The 21697-nt window shown below is 47.3% G+C and carries 16 protein-coding genes; 8 read left to right on the plus strand and 8 right to left on the minus strand.

The window, feature by feature from the left end:
* Window positions 1–120: 120 nt before the first annotated feature.
* The gene (locus tag AAKU61_RS02585) at window positions 121–576 is read right to left on the minus strand and encodes an Lrp/AsnC family transcriptional regulator (protein ID WP_322119776.1); all 456 of its coding nucleotides are present in this window, start codon (window positions 574–576) and stop codon (window positions 121–123) included.
* 245 nt (window positions 577–821) lie between these two features.
* Here AAKU61_RS02585 and ocd point away from each other — a divergent pair, with 245 nt between their 5' ends.
* The 5 genes from ocd to AAKU61_RS02610 all read left to right on the plus strand — a co-directional run bounded on the left by ocd (window position 822) and on the right by AAKU61_RS02610 (window position 6389).
* Entirely contained in the window at window positions 822–1886 is a 1065-nt protein-coding gene (ocd, locus tag AAKU61_RS02590) for an ornithine cyclodeaminase (RefSeq protein ID WP_354329403.1), read from the plus strand.
* Between the two features lie 108 nt (window positions 1887–1994).
* Entirely contained in the window at window positions 1995–2906 is a 912-nt protein-coding gene (gene rocF / locus AAKU61_RS02595) for an arginase (protein WP_322119778.1), read from the plus strand.
* A 596-nt stretch (window positions 2907–3502) separates the two neighbouring features.
* On the plus strand, window positions 3503–5104 hold the full coding sequence (locus tag AAKU61_RS02600; protein ID WP_354329405.1) for a serine/threonine protein kinase: 1602 nt from the start codon (window positions 3503–3505) through the stop codon (window positions 5102–5104).
* Window positions 5088–5549, plus strand: coding sequence for a TssQ family T6SS-associated lipoprotein (locus tag AAKU61_RS02605; protein ID WP_354329407.1), 462 nt, complete (start codon window positions 5088–5090; stop codon window positions 5547–5549). The genes AAKU61_RS02600 and AAKU61_RS02605 overlap by 17 nt, the downstream gene beginning before the upstream one ends.
* Window positions 5550–5717: 168 nt before the next feature.
* Window positions 5718–6389: a hypothetical protein gene (locus tag AAKU61_RS02610; protein WP_354329409.1), complete on the plus strand. Its 672-nt coding sequence runs from the start codon at window positions 5718–5720 to the stop codon at window positions 6387–6389.
* Window positions 6390–6490: 101 nt separating this feature from the next.
* Here the strand turns inward: AAKU61_RS02610 and AAKU61_RS02615 are convergent, their stop codons facing one another.
* From AAKU61_RS02615 to AAKU61_RS02630, 4 genes are all read right to left on the minus strand, one after another.
* Window positions 6491–7936 carry an NAD(P)(+) transhydrogenase (Re/Si-specific) subunit beta gene (locus AAKU61_RS02615; RefSeq protein ID WP_354329411.1) on the minus strand — a complete coding sequence of 482 codons (1446 nt, stop codon included), beginning with the start codon at window positions 7934–7936 and terminating at the stop codon, window positions 6491–6493.
* Window positions 7936–8259, minus strand: coding sequence for an NAD(P) transhydrogenase subunit alpha part 2 (locus AAKU61_RS02620; RefSeq protein WP_354329413.1), 324 nt, complete (start codon window positions 8257–8259; stop codon window positions 7936–7938). The genes AAKU61_RS02615 and AAKU61_RS02620 overlap by 1 nt, the downstream gene beginning before the upstream one ends.
* A gap of 94 nt (window positions 8260–8353) precedes the next feature.
* Window positions 8354–8716, minus strand: a complete 363-nt coding sequence (gene panD / locus AAKU61_RS02625) for an aspartate 1-decarboxylase (protein WP_354329415.1) — start codon at window positions 8714–8716, stop codon at window positions 8354–8356.
* 63 nt (window positions 8717–8779) lie between these two features.
* Window positions 8780–9895: a Re/Si-specific NAD(P)(+) transhydrogenase subunit alpha gene (locus tag AAKU61_RS02630; protein WP_354329417.1), complete on the minus strand. Its 1116-nt coding sequence runs from the start codon at window positions 9893–9895 to the stop codon at window positions 8780–8782.
* 467 nt (window positions 9896–10362) lie between these two features.
* Here AAKU61_RS02630 and AAKU61_RS02635 point away from each other — a divergent pair, with 467 nt between their 5' ends.
* Together AAKU61_RS02635 and mnmA are read left to right on the plus strand one after the other, a co-directional pair.
* On the plus strand, window positions 10363–10863 hold the full coding sequence (locus tag AAKU61_RS02635; protein ID WP_354329419.1) for an NUDIX hydrolase: 501 nt from the start codon (window positions 10363–10365) through the stop codon (window positions 10861–10863).
* A 56-nt stretch (window positions 10864–10919) separates the two neighbouring features.
* Entirely contained in the window at window positions 10920–12020 is a 1101-nt protein-coding gene (gene mnmA, locus AAKU61_RS02640) for a tRNA 2-thiouridine(34) synthase MnmA (RefSeq protein WP_354329420.1), read from the plus strand.
* A 264-nt stretch (window positions 12021–12284) separates the two neighbouring features.
* On the opposite strand, the gene AAKU61_RS02645 is transcribed toward mnmA, so the two are convergent.
* Entirely contained in the window at window positions 12285–15539 is a 3255-nt protein-coding gene (locus AAKU61_RS02645; RefSeq protein WP_354329422.1) for an alpha-1,6-glucosidase domain-containing protein, read from the minus strand.
* Between the two features lie 717 nt (window positions 15540–16256).
* Window positions 16257–17066, minus strand: a complete 810-nt coding sequence (locus AAKU61_RS02650) for a substrate-binding periplasmic protein (protein ID WP_354329424.1) — start codon at window positions 17064–17066, stop codon at window positions 16257–16259.
* 202 nt (window positions 17067–17268) lie between these two features.
* Between AAKU61_RS02650 and AAKU61_RS02655 the strand changes: the two genes are divergently transcribed.
* Window positions 17269–19509 (plus strand): TonB-dependent receptor plug domain-containing protein, encoded by a 2241-nt coding sequence (locus AAKU61_RS02655; RefSeq protein ID WP_354329426.1) that lies wholly within the window; start codon window positions 17269–17271, stop codon window positions 19507–19509.
* 259 nt (window positions 19510–19768) lie between these two features.
* On the opposite strand, the gene AAKU61_RS02660 is transcribed toward AAKU61_RS02655, so the two are convergent.
* Window positions 19769–21493 carry a methyl-accepting chemotaxis protein gene (locus AAKU61_RS02660; RefSeq protein WP_354329428.1) on the minus strand — a complete coding sequence of 575 codons (1725 nt, stop codon included), beginning with the start codon at window positions 21491–21493 and terminating at the stop codon, window positions 19769–19771.
* Window positions 21494–21697: the final 204 nt, after the last annotated feature.

Raw genomic sequence — 21697 nt, forward strand, 5'->3', positions numbered from 1 at the left:
TCCAAGTATTGTATGGACGTTAAAATATACCTATAGCAGTATATTTTTTATTAAAGTAATAAATTCACTGGCTTATTCACTGGCTTATTCACTGGCTTATTCGCTGATTTATTCACCGAGCTAGGCAATCGGCAAGCTACTGACCGGCTTAATCTCTTCCATACAAATCATGGAGCGCAGGGATGCAACGCCCGGTACTTGCATCAATCTGTCGGTTAAAAACTGCGACAGGCTTTTTAGATCCGGTGCGACGACTTTCAAAATGTAATCAAAATCGCCCGTAATCGTATGGCATTCAATAATGTCAGGGAAGGCCATGATATTGCGCTCGACCTCACGCACATTGCGAAACTGCTCCCTGTCCAGCGACAAACTCACAAACGCGATCACACCCAAACCGATTGCCTCAGCAGAAACCTGGGCGACATAACCGCGAATCACGCGTTTTTCCTCTAACGCCCGCACCCGTCGCAGGGTCTGCGGGGCGGATAAATGGATGTTCTCTGCCAACTGCAAATTACTCATCCGTCCATCGTCCTGCAGATGTTTCAAAATACTGCGATCATAGTTATCCACGCCATCTCCAAAAATTTAAATATTTTATGTATTTAGTATATTACGAAATATAAATGCCAAATTGAGACTAAATAGAAATTATATTTCATTAATAGCGTTTTATTCATAGCATTTAGAAATCTAATTTCCAGCCGAAACCGCTACAATTTATAGCAGAACAAAAGCAATATCGGCGCCATTGGCGGCAAACATTTCAGCAATATTCAATACCAATTAGCAAGACCCAAAAATCAACGGAGATCACCATGGTTACCTTCATCGGTACACAGGAAATGCAAACCCACTTGAAAAAAGTCAGTGTAGAAGACGCGATTGCGCGTTTAGCTGACATGATCAAGGAGGATTATTTACGCTGGAGCCAGTTTGACAAATGCGCCCGCGTCGCCAGCCACTCAGATGTGGGCGTGATTGAATTAATGCCGATTTCCGACGGCAAGCAATATTCATTTAAATACGTGAACGGTCATCCAAAAAATACTCAAGAGGGTTTGCTAACAGTTACCGCTTTTGGTTTGCTAGCCGATGTCGATACGGGTTATCCTAAGTTGTTGTCTGAATTAACATTGACTACCGCGATCCGCACGGCGGCGACCTCGGTATTAGCCGCCAAATATATGGCGCGCCCAGTAAGCTGCAGCATGGCCTTGATAGGCAATGGCGCACAAAGCGAATTCCAGGCGATCGCTTTCCATTGCATCTTGGGCATACAGGAATTGCGTGTCTACGACGTAGACCCGGCAGCGACTGACAAACTCATCAACAATCTGCGCGCCTATCCTAATTTGCGTATCATTCGGGCTGCATCGACGGCAGAAGCAGTCAAAGGCGCAGACATCATTACTACCGTGACCGCAGACAAAACCAATGCATTGATTTTATTGCCGGAAATGATCAGCGAAGGCACTCACATTAATGCCGTTGGCGGCGATTGCCCTGGCAAGACCGAATTGCATGGCGATATTTTGAAAAACGCCAACGTCGTCGTGGAATACGAACCTCAATCCCGCATCGAAGGTGAACTGCAACAAATGCCAGCTGATTTCGCGGTAACGGAGTTGTGGCAGATTCTGGAAGGCCAGATTGCTGGTCGCCATAATGAAAAGCAAGTGACCGTATTTGACTCTGTCGGTTTTGCGTTAGAAGATTTTTCTGCCATGCGTTATCTAGAAAAATATGTGGTGCAAAAGGACACGCGGATTTTGGATTTAATCCCAGAACTGCTGAATCCAAAAGACTTGTTCGGGATGGCTGTAACACCAGTTGCACAACAGCGCTCCATGGCAGAAAATGTCGTGTCGATCAGTGCTTAAGTCATTGCCTGATTTCAGTAAATACCACTGCTCAGGTCTTGCTGAAGTACATGGCAGATGCACTAAATACGATTCACTAATTTATATTAAATCAAATCACTCAAACGAATGAAAACTATTTCCTTAATTGGTGCTCCGACAGATGTCGGAGCAAGCGTCAAAGGTGCTGGCATGGGGCCAGACGCGCTGCGCGTTGCAGGCTTGGTAGAAGCGTTGGAGGCGCGCCAATTAAAGGTAATTGATCACGGCAATTTGCATGGGCCAGCCAATCCTTGGCAGGCACCGGTAAACGGCTTACGTCATTTGAAAGAAGCGATTGACTGGAATCAGGCAGTCTATGACGCAGTCAGCCAGGCATTGACTGATGGTCAGATGCCCATGATGTTGGGCGGCGATCATTGCCTTGCCATCGGCTCCATCAGCGCGATTGCCAATCATTGCAAAAAGAATGGTAAAAAATTGCGTGTATTGTGGTTTGATGCCCATGCTGACAGCAATCTCTCCACCATCAGCCCGACAGGAAATATCCACGGCATGCCAGTCGCATGCCTGATGGGACATGGCCCGGAATCGCTAACACACTATGCAGATCACTCACCAGCAATGAGTCCTGACGAAATCCGTCTGATCGGTATCCGCAGCGTTGATGCAGGTGAGAAAAAATTCATTCACGAGATGGGCATGCAAGTGTTTGACATGCGCTATATCGACGAGCATGGCATGCGCAGCGTTATGAAAAGTGCGCTGGAAGGATTGGATGACAACACGCATTTGCACGTCAGTTTCGACATGGATTGCTTAGATCCAGATATCGCACCGGGCGTAGGGACAGCCGTATTAGGCGGCCCGACTTACCGCGAAGCCCAGCTCTGTATGGAAATGATCGCAGACAGCGGTCGCCTCGCCTCACTCGATTTAGTAGAACTCAATCCGGCACTCGATATCCGCAATCAGACTGCAGTTCTGGCAGTAGATTTGATTGAGAGCTTGTTTGGTAAATCGACTTTAGTACGGATGTAATTTTTTAAAGCAATTGAATTGTAAAAAAAGCCGCATGATTATTCATGTGGCTTTTTTTATACGCGGCAACCAAAGTTAAAAGCAAACTAAAGAAGATTTTACTAATCTCTATGCTGGCATGCTGAAGCTTTTTTCCCGCATACCGCGCAAGCACTTAGCATAGACAATTTAAATATACTCCCCCTCTATTTTTAATAATATGGCCTAACGGCCAGTATTAACCTGGACGACTAAATATACTTATCTGGAGTATATGAATAAACAATGAAACCTGCTCTATGAATTGTGAGCAAACTGCATACTTGAGAAGCCTATCGTGAACTGCTGGTTTCCCTTTCAAATAAACGGAAAAAATGTTTCATCAGGCTTTCATCCAAGTTTTACATTAGGTCGCCATCTCCTTGTATCGACACCGATTATGTGCAGTGCCCCAAGAAATAATATCGTCTCGATTTGACTGCAAACGCGATAGCGATAATTGAATATATAGATGTAATTGACGGACAATTTCAAGGACTTATTATTTATGCCACACAAACACAGCATAAATCACCTGCCAGCTAGAAACTATCAGGTTTTAGCGTTATGCTAGTAACATGACTGCTGACACCCTGCGCACGCCCCTTCCAAATGCCAATCCTGTGCCCAAAGGGCGGATCGGTCGTTTTGTCTATGAAAGTGAAATTGGGCAAGGATCGGTTGGCATCGTCTACCTGTTTCGCGATCCATTAATTGGACGTAAAGTCGCCATCAAGATTCTCAATCCACAGCTGCCAGCTAACCAGCGACAGCTATTTGAAAAGCACTTTATCCAAGAAGCCCGTGCGGCGGGACGCCTAAACCATCCGAATATTGTCACGGTATATGACGCGGACAAAGAAGGTGATCTGCTGTATATCGTGATGGAATATCTGGAAGGCAAAGAGCTGCGCGACGTGCTGGCAAGCGGTCACCAATTTAGTTATAAACAAATTGCAGAGTTGATTGCGCGCACTGCCAACGCGCTGGACTACGCGCATGAACACGGCGTGATACATCGTGACATCAAGCCAGCGAATATTTTCATCACGAACAATAATTCCACGCCTAAAGTACTGGATTTTGGTATAGCAAGCGCATCACGACAAATATCAGATGCCGATGCAACCCTGGGACATGACTATGTGTCTGAGCAAAGACTATTAGGTACGCCCAATTACATGTCGCCAGAACAGACCCGGGGCGAGACCATTGATGCACGTACGGATATTTTTTCATTAGGCGTCGTACTCTACCAATTATTGTGCGGAGAGTTGCCGTTCAAGGGTGACAGTATCAAGCAATTACTTGATGCAATCGCCCGCGATCCGGCAATTCCGCCACAAGAAATTCGCCCAGATGTGCCATTGCGTTTAGCTCGTATCGCGGCCAAGGCTCTCGCCAAAAAACCAGCCGATCGTTATGCCCGCGCATCAGATATGGCGAGCGATTTAAATCGGTTTTTATCCAAAGAGAGAACCGACCGCATCATCGCCCAGATACAGCAACCGTCAACAGAAAAAGATACTGCAGCTGCAAGTGCCAGCACAAACAAAAGTATGGCCGCTAAAACCGATCGTCGCAGAAAATCAGATTCAGTGAAGTTAGGGACGACGCAGTTATTGATCGCTGCGGCAGCCTTATTAATCGTCATTATCGCGGGTTGGGTCTGGAATAAATCTAAGCAATCAGCAGAGCCAATAGCCCCGACCGTGCTGCCAACTTTGCCACAAACAGAAAGCAACGCGCCAAAAGTAGCTGCAACTCTTCCAGCAATAAATACTGCACCTGTAGCTGCCAGTGCTGCTATTAATAATGACTCAGAAGAAATCATTAACCTGCCATTAACTTCCACTAAAACAGAAGCGAATCCAACGTCAGCCACCGTACCCGCCAATAAAAAAATAGATGCGGCTAAAGCGTCGTCAAAAAATAAGGCCTCCAATGCAGTAGTTGGTCCGGTCGCTAGCCCAATCGTGATGGGTTCCGTGCAATTGGCGGTGTCGCCATGGGGTGAAGTATTTGTCGACGGACAAGCGAAAGGTGTAACACCACCGCTGGCTCGTCTGAGCCTGGCCACGGGCAAACATAAAATAGAAATTCGTAACGGCGATGATAGTTATGCCGTCACCATAGAAGTCAGTGCAGACAAGGAGAACAAAGTTGGCCACCAATTTTAATCAGCGATCAGGTATGTCTTTGGCGGCATCCAAAACACGTAAAGTATTGTCAGCTTTTGTCGGCTTGGGTGCCTCGGGCGTGCTAAGCACCGCTATTTTACTTGGTGGCTGCGCAGCACCAGAACAGCAGGTTGGCCTATCCGACTTGTCTGCGCGACCTGGAGAAAAAGCATTGCTTACAGGCATACGTTCATACGAGGAAGCACAATATGCCGATGCAGAAAAATCTCTCAGTCTCGCTTTATCAACAGGATTCACAGTAAAGAAAGATGCAGCGCTTGCGCATAAATATCTGGCATTTATTTATTGCACGACTGAGAGAATTGACGCCTGCAAACAATCCTTTCGCTCGGCGCGCCTGGCCGACCCAGCCTTTGAACTGAGCAAAAGTGAAATCGGTCATCCTGTCTGGGGCCCGGTTTATAAACAAGTGATTGCTGAGTAATCTGGCTCCGGCTCATTTTTTTATTTAACAGGCCCTAATCTGAGTTTGATCTGTCTGTATTAATCGCCATGCTTAACTCTTAAAGATTGACGATTAACAATGATCAGAAAATTCATTCAGTGGTTACTGATACTTAGTCTCCTTATTTTGCTGACGTCATTATGGCGAATGCATAGCTTACCCAACCCCTCTGAGCTGTCCATCTCATTGCTTGATGAGCCCAAGCAAGAAGCAATACAGGAAGCCAAGTTTGAAACGATTAGTAATGGTGTGACATATACCGTCCAACCGCTGTATCACTACGATCTGGTCGGATTAGTCGTGAGCAAGCATGATGCCGATACATGGTGGGATTACATTCATCGCGAATGGAATGACAGCCTGAATATCGTTGATCTATGCGTAGTCTGGGGCAACAATGTAAAGACTAATATCTACAACGAAATTAACTTTTCAAGTGGTCAGTTCACCTGTAATTTCAGTACATCATCAGATACTGCATTTGCTGCTTTCGATCAAACTGCAATCTCTAATAATCACTTACTGAGCGACAACCCCAAGCTAACAAAAATTATGCGTAGCGTGCAAGTCGGCGATCAAATTCATTTTCGCGGTAGCTTAGCCGAGTATTCACATCATCACGGATTTGCGTTTAAACGCGGTACAAGCATTACCCGCACTGACACCGGTAACGGCGCATGCGAAACCGTATTTGTAGACAGTTTTGAGATTATTAAAAGCGGCGGAAAGCCATGGCGCCAATTAGTATGGCTGTCTGGCATGATGCTGCTGTTTGGGATCATCGCTTGGTTCGTACAACCAATCCGGTTCAATGATTAGAGATACTCGTCAAGTCTTGTCATTAAGCATGCTCAAGTCATAAAAAAACCACATAAAAATATGTGGTTTTTTATTTTAAGCACCAATCAATTCAATCTAAATTACTCGATTGCCTTGACCATATCTTCAATCACTTTCTTCGCATCGCCAAACACCATCATCGTCTTATCCATGTAGAACAATTCATTATCCAGACCGGCATAACCCGATGCCATTGAACGCTTATTCACGATGACTGTTTTAGCTTTATAGGCTTCCAGAATTGGCATTCCGGCGATCGGTGATTTAGGGTCTTTGGCCGCTGGATTAACAACGTCATTTGCCCCTAAGACCAAGACTACATCCGCCTGGCTGAATTCATTATTGATGTCTTCCATCTCAAACACTTGGTCGTAAGGCACTTCGGCTTCTGCCAGTAACACGTTCATATGTCCTGGCATACGACCAGCTACAGGATGAATCGCGTATTTGACAGAAATACCTTTATGCGTGAGCTTCTCGGTCAGCTCTTTTAATGAATGCTGAGCGCGGGCAACTGCTAAACCGTAACCAGGCACAATGATCACTGTCTCTGCATTACCTAGCAGAAAAGCGACGTCATCAGCAGAGCCGGACTTCACATTACGCTGCGCCTGGCCGCCAACCGCAGCCTCGGTCGGTGCACCACCAAAGCCGCCTAACAGCACATTGAAGAAAGAGCGATTCATCGCTTTACACATAATATAAGACAAGATCGCGCCGGAAGATCCGACCAGCGAACCAGCAATAATCAGCATCGAGTTATTGAGTGAAAAACCAATACCCGCCGCGGCCCAGCCAGAATAGCTATTCAGCATAGACACCACAACTGGCATATCCGCGCCACCGATAGGGATGATGATCAACACACCCAAAATAAAAGCAATCGCCGTCATCAAAACAAAGGGAATCCAAGCAGGCGCAGTGCCCGGTGCGAAGCAAAAAATCAAACCTAGACCGACCATAAAAATTGCCAGTATCAGGTTTAGAAAATGTTGCCCCTGAAAGCTGACAGGCGCACCCTGGAATAAACGGAATTTATATTTACCAGACAATTTACCAAACGCAATCACAGAACCCGAGAAGGTAATTGCACCCACAAAAGTACCGATAAATAATTCCAGACGATTACCGAAAGGGATCGCCTCATAGCGTGCCGTGACATTAAAAATCCAGGGCTCAGCAACTACAGATACGGCGATACACACTGCCGCAAGACCGATCAATGAATGCATCGCTGCTACCAGCTCTGGCATCTTGGTCATCTCTACTCGCTTAGCCAGCGTGGCGCCAATACCGCCGCCAACGACGACACCGAATATCACCAATCCATAGCCAAGACCCGAGCCAGCGGCCTCATTTTTCAGCTTTACGATCAAAGCAATCGTCGTCACTACCGCAATTGCCATACCAATCATGCCGAAGCTGTTACCGCGTCTTGCAGTCGATGGATGCGACAAACCTTTAAGCGCCTGAATAAAGCATACCGAGGCGATCAGGTACAACATCGTGACCAGATTCATACTCATTATTTGTGCTCCTTAGCTGCATCAGGAATCACTTTGGGCTCTTTTTTCTTGAACATTTCCAGCATGCGCTGGGTGACCAAAAAGCCACCGAACACATTGACCGCGGCAAGGGCAACTGCGACCGTGCCCATGACCTGGGCTAATAGACCTTCCGTCAAACCGGCTGCCAACATGGCACCGACGATGATGATGGCTGAGATTGCATTCGTGACTGCCATCAAAGGCGTATGCAAAGCAGGCGTAACTGTCCAGACCACGTGGTAACCGACATAAATTGCCAGTACAAAAATGATCAGGTTGGTAAGGGTGTGACTAACTTCCATGATGTCCTCTCTTCTTTATTTAGGGTGAGACATGCAAAGCAAACTGTCGAAAAAAACTTGATATAGTTAATACCGTCTTATTTAAATAACTTTCTTAATACGCCTTAAGACTGGTAATTTGATTCTTCCCGTCGACAAAAACCACTTTCGGTTTAAAGCTACTGGATTCCTCGTCCGTCATCGGTGCATAGGTACAGATAATCATCAAGTCGCCCAGTTGTACCCGACGCGCTGCCGCGCCATTCAAGGAGATTTCGCCGCTACCACGTTTGCCTTTAATCACATATGTGGAGAACCGTTCACCATTGTTGACGTTGTAGAGTTCTATCTGTTCGTGCTCTTTGATATCAGCAGCGTCGAGCAGATTTTCATCGATACCACACGAACCTTCGTAGTGGAGATCGCACTGGGTCACAGATGCGCGATGAATTTTGGCGCGGAGCATGTTTCTTTGCATTGTCATTCTTCTTTCAATTACATTGACTAAAAATCCTGGCTACTAGCTTAGGATTATTTATCCTTATTTCCTTAAAACTTCACCGCCAGCACACATCAGCGTAGCGACTACAATCTCGTCTTCTTTATTAATCGCTAAAGCAGCGTCTTTATCGATAATCAATTTCAGAAAATCCAATACGTTGCGCGCATACAAAGCAGAGGCGTCTGCAGCCACCAGCGTTGCCAAATTTGGTTCGCCAATAATATGCACGCCGTATTTGGTGACTGTCTTGTTTAGCTCAGACAGAGGGCAATTACCACCCTGCTCGACCGCCATATCCACGATTACGGAACCCGGCTTCATCGCCTTAACAGTTTCTTCTGAAATCAGCGTCGGTGCTTTGCGACCAGGGATGAGTGCCGTAGTGATGATGATGTCGGCTTGTTTGGCACGTTCGTGCACCAGCGCCGCCTGACGTTCCATCCATGAGGCGGGCATCGGACGAGCATAGCCACCAACGCCTCTGGCGATTTCTCGCTCTTCATCTGTCTCGTAAGGGACGTCGATAAATTTCGCCCCCAAGGATTCGACTTGCTCTTTCACTGGCGGCCGTACATCAGATGCTTCAATCACTGCACCCAGACGCTTGGCTGTTGCAATCGCTTGCAAACCGGCTACGCCCACACCCATGATCAGGACGCGGGCAGCTTTGACTGTGCCGGCAGCGGTCATCAACATCGGCATAAAGCGCTGGTAAGTGTTTGCCGCCAGCATCACCGCTTTGTAGCCAGCAATATTCGCTTGCGACGACAATACGTCCAGCGACTGCGCACGAGTAATACGTGGCGCGGCCTCTAATGCGAATGCGGAAATACCATGCGCTGCCATGGCGACAATGTTCTCTGCATCAAATGGATTGAGCATGCCAACTAGCGTCGTGCCCGATTTGATCAATGCACGCTCATCTGCATCTGGTGCTCTGACTTTTAACACCAGCTCTGCACCAAATGCCTCAGACGCAGTGCCGATTTGCGCACCTGCTGCCTGATACGCCTCGTCAGTAATACTGGCGGCGATACCAGCGCCAGATTGCACGATGACCTGATGTTTTGCAGCTACATATTTTTTGATGGTCTCTGGGGTCGCCGCTACACGCGTCTCACCCGGCCGTGATTCGGCGGGGATGCCGATTCTCATAGGTTACTCCTTGATTTGCTTGTTTTAAATTCTGACCGGGCACACGCTGATGAAACGATGGCGCCAGTTTGCTACTTAAGAAAACTCCTTAAGAAAGCTGGAAGCATCGTCAGCGCCGTCACCCGAATTTAGTATTCTTTCGTATTCGACAACGATCTTACACGCAAAATGTTGTGTGGCATTACCGTTCTTTTTTTGTCTTTTCGCTAAAAATGCTGCTTGTGGCTGCACCATTGCCGTGCAAATTGCGTCCGATACACTAGCATGAAAAACCAAGCGCTATAAGCCTTTGCGGGAGAATAACTGAAAATAAATGAAAGATTTCTAGCAAAAACAGAACCCTAAATTCAGCTACATCACTGCTCTATAGACAAAATTCGTATTAGCTAATTCACCTTCAGATTTGCTGGTTTGCCACACAATATCTGATGGCAAAGTAAAATAGCGAACTTATAGAAAGAGGCGCTATGTCAACAGTCTGGAAACCCTCGGTCACCGTTGCGGCCGTTATCACTCGCCAGCACGACCAACATCTGCAATTTTTGATGATCGAAGAAGAGACTGACGAAGGCGTGCAGATCAATCAGCCTGCCGGTCACCTTGATCCTGACGAAACTCTACAACAGGCAGTCACACGCGAAACACTGGAAGAAACCGCCCACGATTTCACGCCCACAGCCTTGATCGGATCTTATCTGTCGCGCTATGTATCGCCAGTCAACGGAGAGCAAGTAACTTATCTGCGATTTGCCTTTAGTGGTGAGCTGGGACAAGTACACCAGCGTGCCCTTGATCACGGTATTTTGCGTACTGTGTGGATGACACATGCTGAGCTGCTGGCATCACAAGAGCGCCACCGCAGTCCCCTGGTGTTGCAATGCGTAAATGACTATCTGGCAGGCCAAAGCGCGCCGCTGTCACTGTTGTTTACGCATCCGTCTGCATTAGTGACCAGCCAACTCAATTAAAAAAAGTAAGCGCAGCACAAAATAAGTTTGGTCAGGAATAAGAAAGAAGAACAAGTATGGCAAAGAAACGCGTAGTAATAGGTATGTCCGGCGGTGTAGATTCATCGGTGTCCGCTTGGCTGCTCAAACAGCAAGGCTACGAAGTCATCGGCCTGTTTATGAAAAACTGGGAAGACGATGACGACTCCGAATACTGCTCCACCCGCGAGGATTGGATTGATGCCGTCAGCGTCGCCGATGTCGTGGGCGTTGATATTGAGGCGGTAAATTTTGCGGCCGAATACAAAGACCGCGTCTTCGCAGAATTTTTACGTGAATACCAGGCTGGCCGTACACCCAACCCGGACGTACTCTGCAATGCCGAGATCAAATTCAAAGCCTTTCTCGATCACGCGATGAAGCTAGGGGCGGACTACATCGCCACCGGCCATTACGCCCGTGTGCGTGAGGTGAATGGTGAATTTCAATTACTCAAAGCACTCGATGCCAGCAAAGATCAAAGCTATTTTTTACATCGTTTGAATCAAGCGCAATTGTGCAAAACCTTGTTCCCGCTAGGCGAAATTCAAAAGACTGAAGTTCGCAAAATCGCCGAGCAAATCCAGCTACCCAACGCCAAGAAAAAAGATTCCACCGGTATCTGTTTTATCGGTGAACGGCCTTTCCGCGAATTTTTAAACCGCTATTTGTCATATCAACCAGGCGATATGAAAACACCAGAAGGCGAGCTTGTCGGCAAACACGTCGGTCTGAGTTTTTATACCTTGGGACAACGCAAAGGCATCGGCATCGGTGGCATCAAGTCACATCAAAATGCGGATGGTAGTAGCGATGCCTGGTATGTTGCAAAGAAAGATATCGTTGCCAATACTTTGTACGTCGTGCAGGGTCATGATCATCCATGGCTGTTATCGTCGGCGTTAGAGGCAGGACAAAATAGCTGGATCGCCGGACACGCACCGGCGCAAACTCAGTTATCTGCCAAAACGCGTTATCGTCAGGCCGATATCGCCTGTACGCTGCAAGCAGACAGCGATCGTTTTGCCTTGCATTTTGATGTGGCGCAATGGGCAGTCACGCCGGGACAATCAGCCGTGTTATACGACGGCGACGTCTGTCTGGGCGGCGGGATTATTAGCGGTGCGACGGCGGGGTAATTCAGTCTCTACGGCAAAGCGGTGCCTGACGCTGAGGCATAGAAATTTGTACTCAGCGCGTAGGGATTACATTCAAACTATTTATATACTCCCCCCAATTTTTATGAAAAAACCCTTATTGTCCAATGATTCATTGGACAATTAAAAATACTTACCTGGAGTATGTTAAAGGCAGCATGTAGAGCGACATCAAACAACAACGATGCTGAGCAACTACACAAATGCAAAAAAGCCGCGCGATGCGGCTTTTTTGCATTAAAAAAATCAATATTCGACGAACACCACAGTAGTGCGCGGCGGGACACTGAAAGCACCACTGCCACGATCAAAAGTCGCTGTCCTTGCCACTGCATCACTGTCAGACTGGCGTTGAATCGGATGTAGCGTTAAAGATCTGCCGCGCATCGCCTCGATCGTCAGATTTTTTGCGACTTTATCGACGTTGAATAACACCACGACCTGTTTGTATTTTGCTCCCGAATAACGACGTGGATATTGGCCATCAATCCCCATCGCAATTAAGCCCGTTTGCTGCTGTGGTCCGACGTTGTAGAAACTAAGGCGATCAATCACGTCTTGTCCGGTACGCAGGCGGAACAGCGACGTATCGTTGCGGATCGCCAGCATATCGGCAAAATAATCACGCGCAGTTTTGATCGCCGCCGGACCAGGATTGATCAAAGGATTGGTCAGGATAGGTGACATCAACGGCCAGTTGGCCTGATTGCTCGCAGCCATTGGCAAGCCAATGCCGAAATGATTGCTCTGATAAGTAAAATCGAGCTGGTTAAACCAATCCCCCGCGTTATAGCTATTTTGATCCAGCGACTTCGAGCGCAACAGGTCCTGTCCAGCGTGAATGAAGGGAACCCCCTGCGACAAGAGCGTAATCGCAGCACCAAGATTTTGCACTCTTACCCGATCACTTATATTAGTCGTCACTGGCAATTTATACGCATTTAAATCAAATAAAGTTTGATTATCATGCGCTTCAATATAGTTGATACTTTCGCCCGGGTTGGCGGTGTATCCGGCTGGCATCCCAAAATAATCCATCTCTGAGTTTTTGCGATTAATACCGGTCCGGTCTGTAAAGCGATAATCGCGCAATGTGCCAGACAATCCCACACGAACCAGATCGGTGACTCTGAGAAGATCGTCTTTGGTCTGGGTGCTTTGAGCATTCGGATCATAAAAAGCGCCATTGATAAAGCCTTGCTGGCTGATCAGGTTATTCCCGCTATCACAGCAACCACCGCCACGCACCGCATCGCGCAGACGATCATTAAAAGATCCAATCCCGCTGCCAAATAAATTCGCCTGACGTGCCTGGACAAATCGGGCGTCATTGGCAATCACGCCAAAATTCCACGCTTCACCATACAGATAAATAGTACGATGTGCCGCCTGATTTACTTCAGTCTGGAGTTTGGAAATCAATGGCAAAGGATGCATGCCCATGATGTCAAAGCGGAAGCTGTCTACTTTGTAATGTTTTGCCCAACTGATGACTGAATCGATCATCAGTTTGCCCATCATCGCGTTTTCTGCTGCGGTATCAGAGCAGCAACTATCGTTGGTAATACCGCCGTTTGCATTCAATCGATAATAGTAAGCCGGTACAATTTTATCGAGCACCGATAAAGGCCCCTGCTGCGCCTGGCTGGTATGGTTATAGACGACATCCATCGTGACTCGCAGTCCCTCTTCATGCAAGGCTCTGACCATGGCACGGAATTCTTTTACCCTAACCGCGCCATCGTTGGCGTTGGTGGCATAGCTACCGTCTGGCGCGCTGTAATGCACGGGGTCATAACCCCAGTTAAAACAGTCGCCATCCTGATTCGCTGCAACAGCGGCTTGCTGGGCTGTGGAATCAGCTGGCGCATTAGGAATCACGGTGTTGGTGCAACCAGTTTCAGACACGCTGGCAATATCGAAACTCGGCAATAAATGGATATGCGTCATCCCAGCACGTTGCAAGGATTTCAGATGGCGCATGCCATTTGACCGGGTATCAGTGAAGGCCAAAAATTTACCCCGATGCGCGGCAGGAACGGTAGCATCATTGGCGCTGAAATCCCGGATATGCAACTCATACAATGCAATATCGGTGACGCTTTCCAGCTCCGGAATCCGCTGATAATCCCAATCATGCGGCTTCATCTCTGGACTATCAAGATTGACAATAAAGCTGCGCTGACCATTAGCGTTAAGACTTAACGAATATGGATCGGTAACGACATTACTGACCACGGTATTACTCGCCCAGCGCGACAAAACATTCACGGTATAGGTGTAATACCAGCGGTTAGTCCAGCGCGGATCACGCGCAACATAAGTCCAGACGCCGCTGGCGGCATCTTTTGTCAAATCTACCTGAATCGCGGCAGCATGATTCATATCTGCATCTGGATACAGATTGAGCTTAACGCTTTTGGCGGTCGGTGCCCAGAGACGGAAAGTCGCCGTACCAAAACGATTAAAGCTCAAGCCTAATTCAGCATTGCTTGCTTTTGCTGCATACAAAGCATCCAGCATACCCGCCATTTGTAAGGACGTGACCTGTACCAGATTGCCGCTACTATCGTATTGTGCAATCGCGAATTGAGCTGTCATCTTATCGATAACATTCGCCGCATCACCAGCAGACAAATTGAGCGCAGTCGCACTGCTCACGTAAGGGAATTTTGCCCTCAAGCTCGACGACAAACCTGTGCTGTTGAGCATCAACGAGATGCTGCCATCTGCTCCGGTAACGCCGCTGGCATTGGAACCAAGTCCACCGTTTGCGGCATAAAATAATTTATAGCTACTGCCGCTATTGCCATTGCCATTGCTGTTGCCGGCACCAGGCCAGGCAATTGTGTCGGGCGCTAACCAGAGCGCAGTGGCATTGTTCAGATTACCAAAGCTGATCGGTGGCGGCGACGCATAAACCGTGCAATCACCTTCCAGCATCCAGATTTCCTGGCCGGTACTGGCAATCGTCGGATAGAAATCGGCATGCTGGTCGTTGCCACAATTTTTATTACCAGAGCCATCGGTTACCAGAAACCAGATTGCCGTCTTTGTAGTGTTGACTGGAATATCAACATAACCACCAAACGAATCCGCGTTTGTCATCATAAAACGATCTGTAATCCACGTCTGGCTAGGCACCAGCGGACCATCCCATGAATACACGCCCCATTGCACAGTGTCGTGCTCGGCGCGGTGGTAATGCATACGCATGATGCCCGCTACTGGCGCGGGGGCGGACGCTGCAGGCTGACCCAATTTTGCGGTCGCCTGTATCGATAAAGCTGGATTGCCGTTTGCGGCATTAACAGAAAGAGTAGCCGCGCTAACAACCGTATTTTGATTAGACGTAGTGTTGGCAGAAGGCTCATTGCTACCACCGCACGCACTCATTAATCCCAGACCAATCAAAGTAATAAACACCATCTTCAGACGATAGCTCAGACGACCGTTAAGACGGCAGTTCAGACGATCAATAACGCTGTTTTGCAACTGCATGACAGACTCCTTAATCAACAAAAAACAGAGAAAGATACGGATAAAGATACGGTGCATTGGCAACAGCATTGGCAAGCGCGTTGGTAAAAACAATGACAATAAAGTCGCCACAAAAAAGTAACATTACTACTTAAAAATGAAATAAAGCATCACCCCCCAAGCGAGTAAGTGCCTTATGCGTAATGAAATAAACAACATTTGATAAAAGCTATGACAGCTGAGCAATGCTAGTCCAATTCCAGCCTGATAGAAAATTTCAGCAGGAAAAGAAATACGACGATGCAATAGAGGATGTCTAGTTGTGGCCTGCGAGGTAAAAACAGCCATGGCGCGAACGCTGGATTACCTTGTCTCCTACTATTTTTAATTTACTATGTTTTATTTGTATTAATACTACATACGAATTTTATCCAAAGCAACCAGCAATTTTATGAGTATCGTATTCAGACCAAATTGATGGACTTTTGAGCGCAAAATTAGAAACAGAGAAATATCTGATCAAAGCCAGACAATGGGGCAATCCATCGAACCGAGGATTGGAAATTAGTAATGAGGGAGAGATGAGGGATTGCATCTACTCAAAGCATTGATAGCAAGCAAAGATCAGTGCTAAAGATAAAGAGAAATAAATTAAGAGACTACAAATAATCCGCCATCATTATTGTCGTTAGCAATAGCAGCGCACTGTGTCTTAAGAGAGATATCTGAGGTATTCAGCTATTTATCTGGCTCGACAAAAGGCAATTCACCTATGCGTTTGCCTCGCCTTAATGCCGTATTGATTTTATCGATGATGCCGTCGTCTTTTTCTGCCAGGATGGCGAAATGGATATAGTCGATTGCGAGCGGCTTGCTGAGCACTTTAAACGTGATCCCTGCTGGCATGGGTGTATCGGGCGCCACCTCTGCCATGGTGGAGTTGATCAGCGCCTCCACCTTGGCCGGATCAGGACTACGATGACCGATCAACATGACATCCGTCCTCTTGCTCAATAACTTTTTTAAGCGCGAAGGCAGCGAGAAAAGGTCTTCATCTATTCCGGCTAGCTTACTTTTATAACTATCAAATTCTTCGCCGTAGCTAGAGCCACGCAAAATGCCAACCGTTTTGGATTTTAAATCAGCGATACTCGCATACGGAAAAGTCATATCGCTTCGGGTCACCATCCAGATATAGTTGCCAAAAGCAGGGATAGAAAAATGCAAGGTCTGCATACGCTCTTTTGTCTTGGATAATCCAAAAGCCAGGCCCTCTCCTTCAGCCAGTCTTTGAAGTAAGCGGTTCCAGGGATAACGGTGCGGATCGAAGTTGATATTTAAATCTTGTTCGACATAATTGAGGGTGTTGATAAAGGGTTCGTTGAGCGGCACCTGCGCATTTTTTTCAACATTCGACTCGGCCAATAGAATGATAACTTTGCGCTTCTCGGTGCTTGCTGCAGCCCATGCCAAAGTCGGCAGCGAGAGTAATACAAACGAGAGCAATTTTCGTCTCATATTGGCCTGCAAACTCAACAGTCTGGTCATAGTCATTCTTCCGCTTGGCTGTTCCTGCTAAAAACCGAACCTGGCGCTGCAGTACAGAATCGGCGCTACCCACGCCTCTTAAATGTAATTTTATTCTACGCCGAAATCACGCAAAACCATCTGCATCACGGTTTTCTTTTGACACTAGCCCCCGCTTTTTAGCTATAGTGCCGCATCTCTCGTCAATCATATTTTCCTGCGCATGTCTCCTATATTTTCGTTCACTACTTCTAAGCTGACCGCTTCTAAGCTCACTATTTCTAGTCTGACGCTTTGCGCGCTGACGTCCTCAGCAATTGTTGCAGCTCAGGCGGCTGAAAATACGGTTGCTCCCACCGTCACCAACAAAGATCCGGTACAAAGTGTCGAGGTGCGCGGCGTCAACACCGTATTGGACGAACGCAAACAGGCAACCGCCAGCAAAGCCATCATCAATCAGGAAGACATCGCTCGCTATGGTGACAGCAACCTGAGTGATGTCTTAAAACGGGTGCCCGGCTTGGGCTTTAGCAATACTGGCGCGCTACAAATGCGCGGCTTAGGCAATGGCTACACCCAAATTTTGCTCAATGGCGAGCCAACGCCGCAAGGTTTTCTGGTGGATAGTATTGCACCGGATTTGATTGAACGGATCGAGGTCTTGCGCAGCGCGACGGCGGAATACAGCACGCAGGCGATTGCGGGGACGATTAATATCATCCTGAAAAACAATGTCAAAAAGCCACAGCATGATCTAAAGATTGGCGTTGCTGATACTGGCAGTAAGAGTAATGGCAAAATCTCACCGAACATTTCATTGCAAATCGCCGATCGTAATGGTTCGCTGGCGTACACCATCGCAGGTGCGTTGCAACGTCAACAGCGAATTACGCCTTCCACCCAGGATGAGGTCGGTACCGATCAAAACGGTAACATCAATTTATTGCGACATGCCCAGCTGGAAGAACGTTTTACGAAAGATGAATTTAGCTTTGCTCCAAGGCTGATCTGGACGTTTTCTGACGACGATACACTCACATCACAAAGCTTTTTGACCAGTAGCCGCATCAACAATGTCAAAGAGCGGCATGAGACCAGCGTACTCAATACGCTATCCGATTTCCCCAACAACGTCGGCAGCTGGGATGCTTATACCAATGCCTTACGCAGTGATCTGAACTGGCGACGCAAGTTATCGGATAGCGCCAAGATAGAAATGACCTTAGGCGTTAACCTGAGCCATCGCCACACTTATTTTGACTTTGAAGGCATGTCCTTAGCGCAGACTTTGTTAGAACGCCATCAAGTGGTGTCTGGCGTTAACGATCAGATTGCGACTTTTAGCGGCAAATATACCGCGCCCTACATCGACAAACATGCGTTGGTGCTGGGCTGGGATGGCAGTCTGATACGCCGCGATGAAAATCGGATTGAACATATCAGCGACGGGCTAGGCAATGATGCTGCCGATAGTAACGAAGCCTACCAATCCAAGGTCAAACGACTTGCCTTGTTTGCGCAAGATGAATGGGATATCAGTAATCAACTCAGTGCTTCACTGGGCTTGCGCTGGGAAGGTTTGCAAACGACCACTGATGGCAATGTGTTGAGTCCAGTGCACAACCAATCCAGCGTCTTAAGCCCTCTATTGCAAAGCGTATGGAAGCTCGATGGCGACCCTACTAATCCTAAGCAAACACAGCAATTCAGGCTGGCACTCACGCGCACGTATAAAGCACCGACCACCACCAATCTGATTCCACGTCGCTACACCGTCGATAACAACAACAGCGCAGTCAATCCAGATAATCAAGGCAATCCGCAACTGCGTCCTGAACTGGCATGGGGACTGGATGCGACGTTTGAACAGTATTTTGGGCAAGGCGGTTTGTTCAGTGCCAATGTGTTTGCACGCAAGATTGATGATGTGATTCTGGACAAAGTATCGCAACAAAATGGCGTCTGGACCAGCATCCCCACCAATAGCGGCAAAGCCCAGGTGCATGGCATAGAACTGGAACTTAAATTGCCATTACAAAGTGTGATGAGCAAGGCGCCCGCGATTGAACTGCGCGCCAATGTAAACCGTAACTGGTCTAGCGTTGATCAAATTCCCGGTCCAGACAACCGGCTAGATCAGCAAACCCCGCTCAGCGCCAATCTGGCGATGGATTACAAGTGGGATCAGCAACTCACCTTAGGTGGTAATCTGGGCTATCAACGTGGCGGCCACATCCGCACCTCGCAAACCCTGAGCGGCTTTACCGGCAACTTGCGCACGCTGGATTGTTATGCGGTCTGGAGTCTGGCAAAACAGACGCAACTACGACTCTCGCTGACCAACTTATTCCCGCAAAATAAACTCGATGTCGAAAACTATCAGGACAGCCAAAGTGGACGCCAGTTATCGACGACGACATCGGGCTTAAGCAGCGTGAAGCTGACCTTAGAACAGGCGTTTTAAGATGCGTACGCTTGCCTAGAATTGGAATTGGAATCGGAACGGGAGTGCGTTGATAATACGCTGGTCATAAGCTGGTCATAAGCTGGTCATAAGCTGATAAAAAATTGGGGAGATATTGATTTGGCGCCGCATCCGTAAAATGCGCCTCAAATCAATATACTCCCCATTATTTTTACGCAATATGGCTTATAGACCAAGCTTTATATGGACAACTTAAATATACATATCACCAGTATATTTTTTCAAGATATAGGTTTTCTTAAAATTCTTCCCATTCGTCGGTCTTAGCAGTCTCTGTATTCTTCTGCTCACTGGCTTTCTTTCCGCTTAAGGCAGGACGCTTCAGTGCAGGATTTACTTTGGCGACATTTGGGCTGGCGGGGCTGACAGTTCGGGCTACTGGCTTGGGTGCTGACTTGACTGGGACATTCAAGCTAGCGGAACCAGCGCCGATGCCATTGATTTTAAACACACTCACAACCTGTAAAAGATTCTGCGCTTGATCTTGCATAGACGCGGCTGCGGCGGCGGCTTGCTCTACCAATGCGGCGTTTTGTTGTGTGGTCTCATCAATCTCGGTAATGGCAATATTGATCTGATCAATGCCAGCGGTTTGCTCTTGGGTGGCGGCGCTGATTTCGCTCACAACGTCGCTCACACGCTTGACGCTCTCTACGATTTCTTGAATAGTTTTACCGGCTTGATCCACTAGTTTAGAGCCTGCCTCGACTTTTTCTACAGAGTTGTCAATCAGGGATTTAATCTCTTTGGCGGCAGAGGCGCTGCGCTGTGCGAGATTGCGTACTTCTGACGCTACTACCGCAAATCCACGACCTTGCTCGCCTGCTCTGTCAGCTTCTACCGCTGCGTTGAGTGCCAGGATATTGGTTTGGAAAGCGATGCTGTCTATCACGCCGATGATGTCGACGATTTTTTTAGAAGAGTCGTTGATGTCGCTCATGGTGTGGATGACTTGTGATACCACATTGCCGCCCTGAATCGCGACCTCAGAGGCGGAGACGGCAAGCTGGTTTGCCTGACGGGCGTTGTCGGCATTTTGTTTGACGGTACTGGTCAACTCCTCCATTGAGGAGGCGGTTTCTTCTAGTGAGCTGGCTTGCTGTTCCGTGCGGGAGGACAGATCAAGGTTGCCAGTCGCAATTTCGGTCGAGGCAGCGGTAATCATATCAGTGCCGCTACGCACCTCGCCTACGATATTTTTTAAACTGTCACTCATATTTTTAAGCGCCTGCAGCAGCTTGCCAGCCTCATCATTAGAGGTAACTTGGATGTCGGTCGTCAGATCGCCGGCGGCGACGGTTTCTGAAATATTGATCGCTTCATTGAGGGAATTAACAATTTTCTTTGTAATTAAAAGTCCCATTACGGTTATCGCAATCGTCGCTAAGACTGCAATAATGATAGAGACCGTATTCGCATTTTGTAAGGACGATACTGCGTCATCTGCCCCTTTTTTACCAAGTTCTTCGTTATATTTTGAATGCGCCTCAAAGCTAGTGCTCAGTTTTTTACGAATTTCCTCGTTTGAAATCAAAAGATCTCTGGCTTCGTCATTTTTTCCTTCTTTGGCTATAGCCAGCACTTTGCTCCGGAACAAATTGTATTCGTTGAAAACACGACGGTCTGCCTCCAGCAATTCTTTGTCTTTAGCGTCAGAAACATCATTTTTTTCGTAAAGCTGGAAAGCACTGATGACGTTGCTTACGGTTACAGTCATCGTTCTCTTTAGTTCTTGTTTTTGACCGGGATCATTTGTGGCTAAGTACTGCCAGACTTGTAAGCGCAAATGATCTGTATTAGCAACTGCAGAGTTAATATCAACGATACTTGGAACTGTATTAATGTTGGCATAGTTGGCAGCCGTGTGAACTTTATTCATTTGATACATACCAAAACTAGCAAGGCCAACAAGTCCTATAAACGCAGAAAAAAACAATATGTATAATCTTTGCGCAATCGTCATTTTGCTTCTCCTTTAGTTTCGCTGAGTATCAGAATTAGTTTTTTTGCCCGCTTTAGTTATCGTTGCCTGGGATTGTTTTATTCCAAAACTAATTATCTGCGCGTTTTTTGGTTAATTGACACAAAGGCAGGAGCTATTACATTTTGTTGCAATTCATTCCAAATCTGAGGCAAAAATAGAACGCTGCCTTAGACGATCGACCAA

Source organism: Undibacterium sp. GrIS 1.2, assembly GCF_040544435.1.
Classification (GTDB): domain Bacteria; phylum Pseudomonadota; class Gammaproteobacteria; order Burkholderiales; family Burkholderiaceae_D; genus Undibacterium.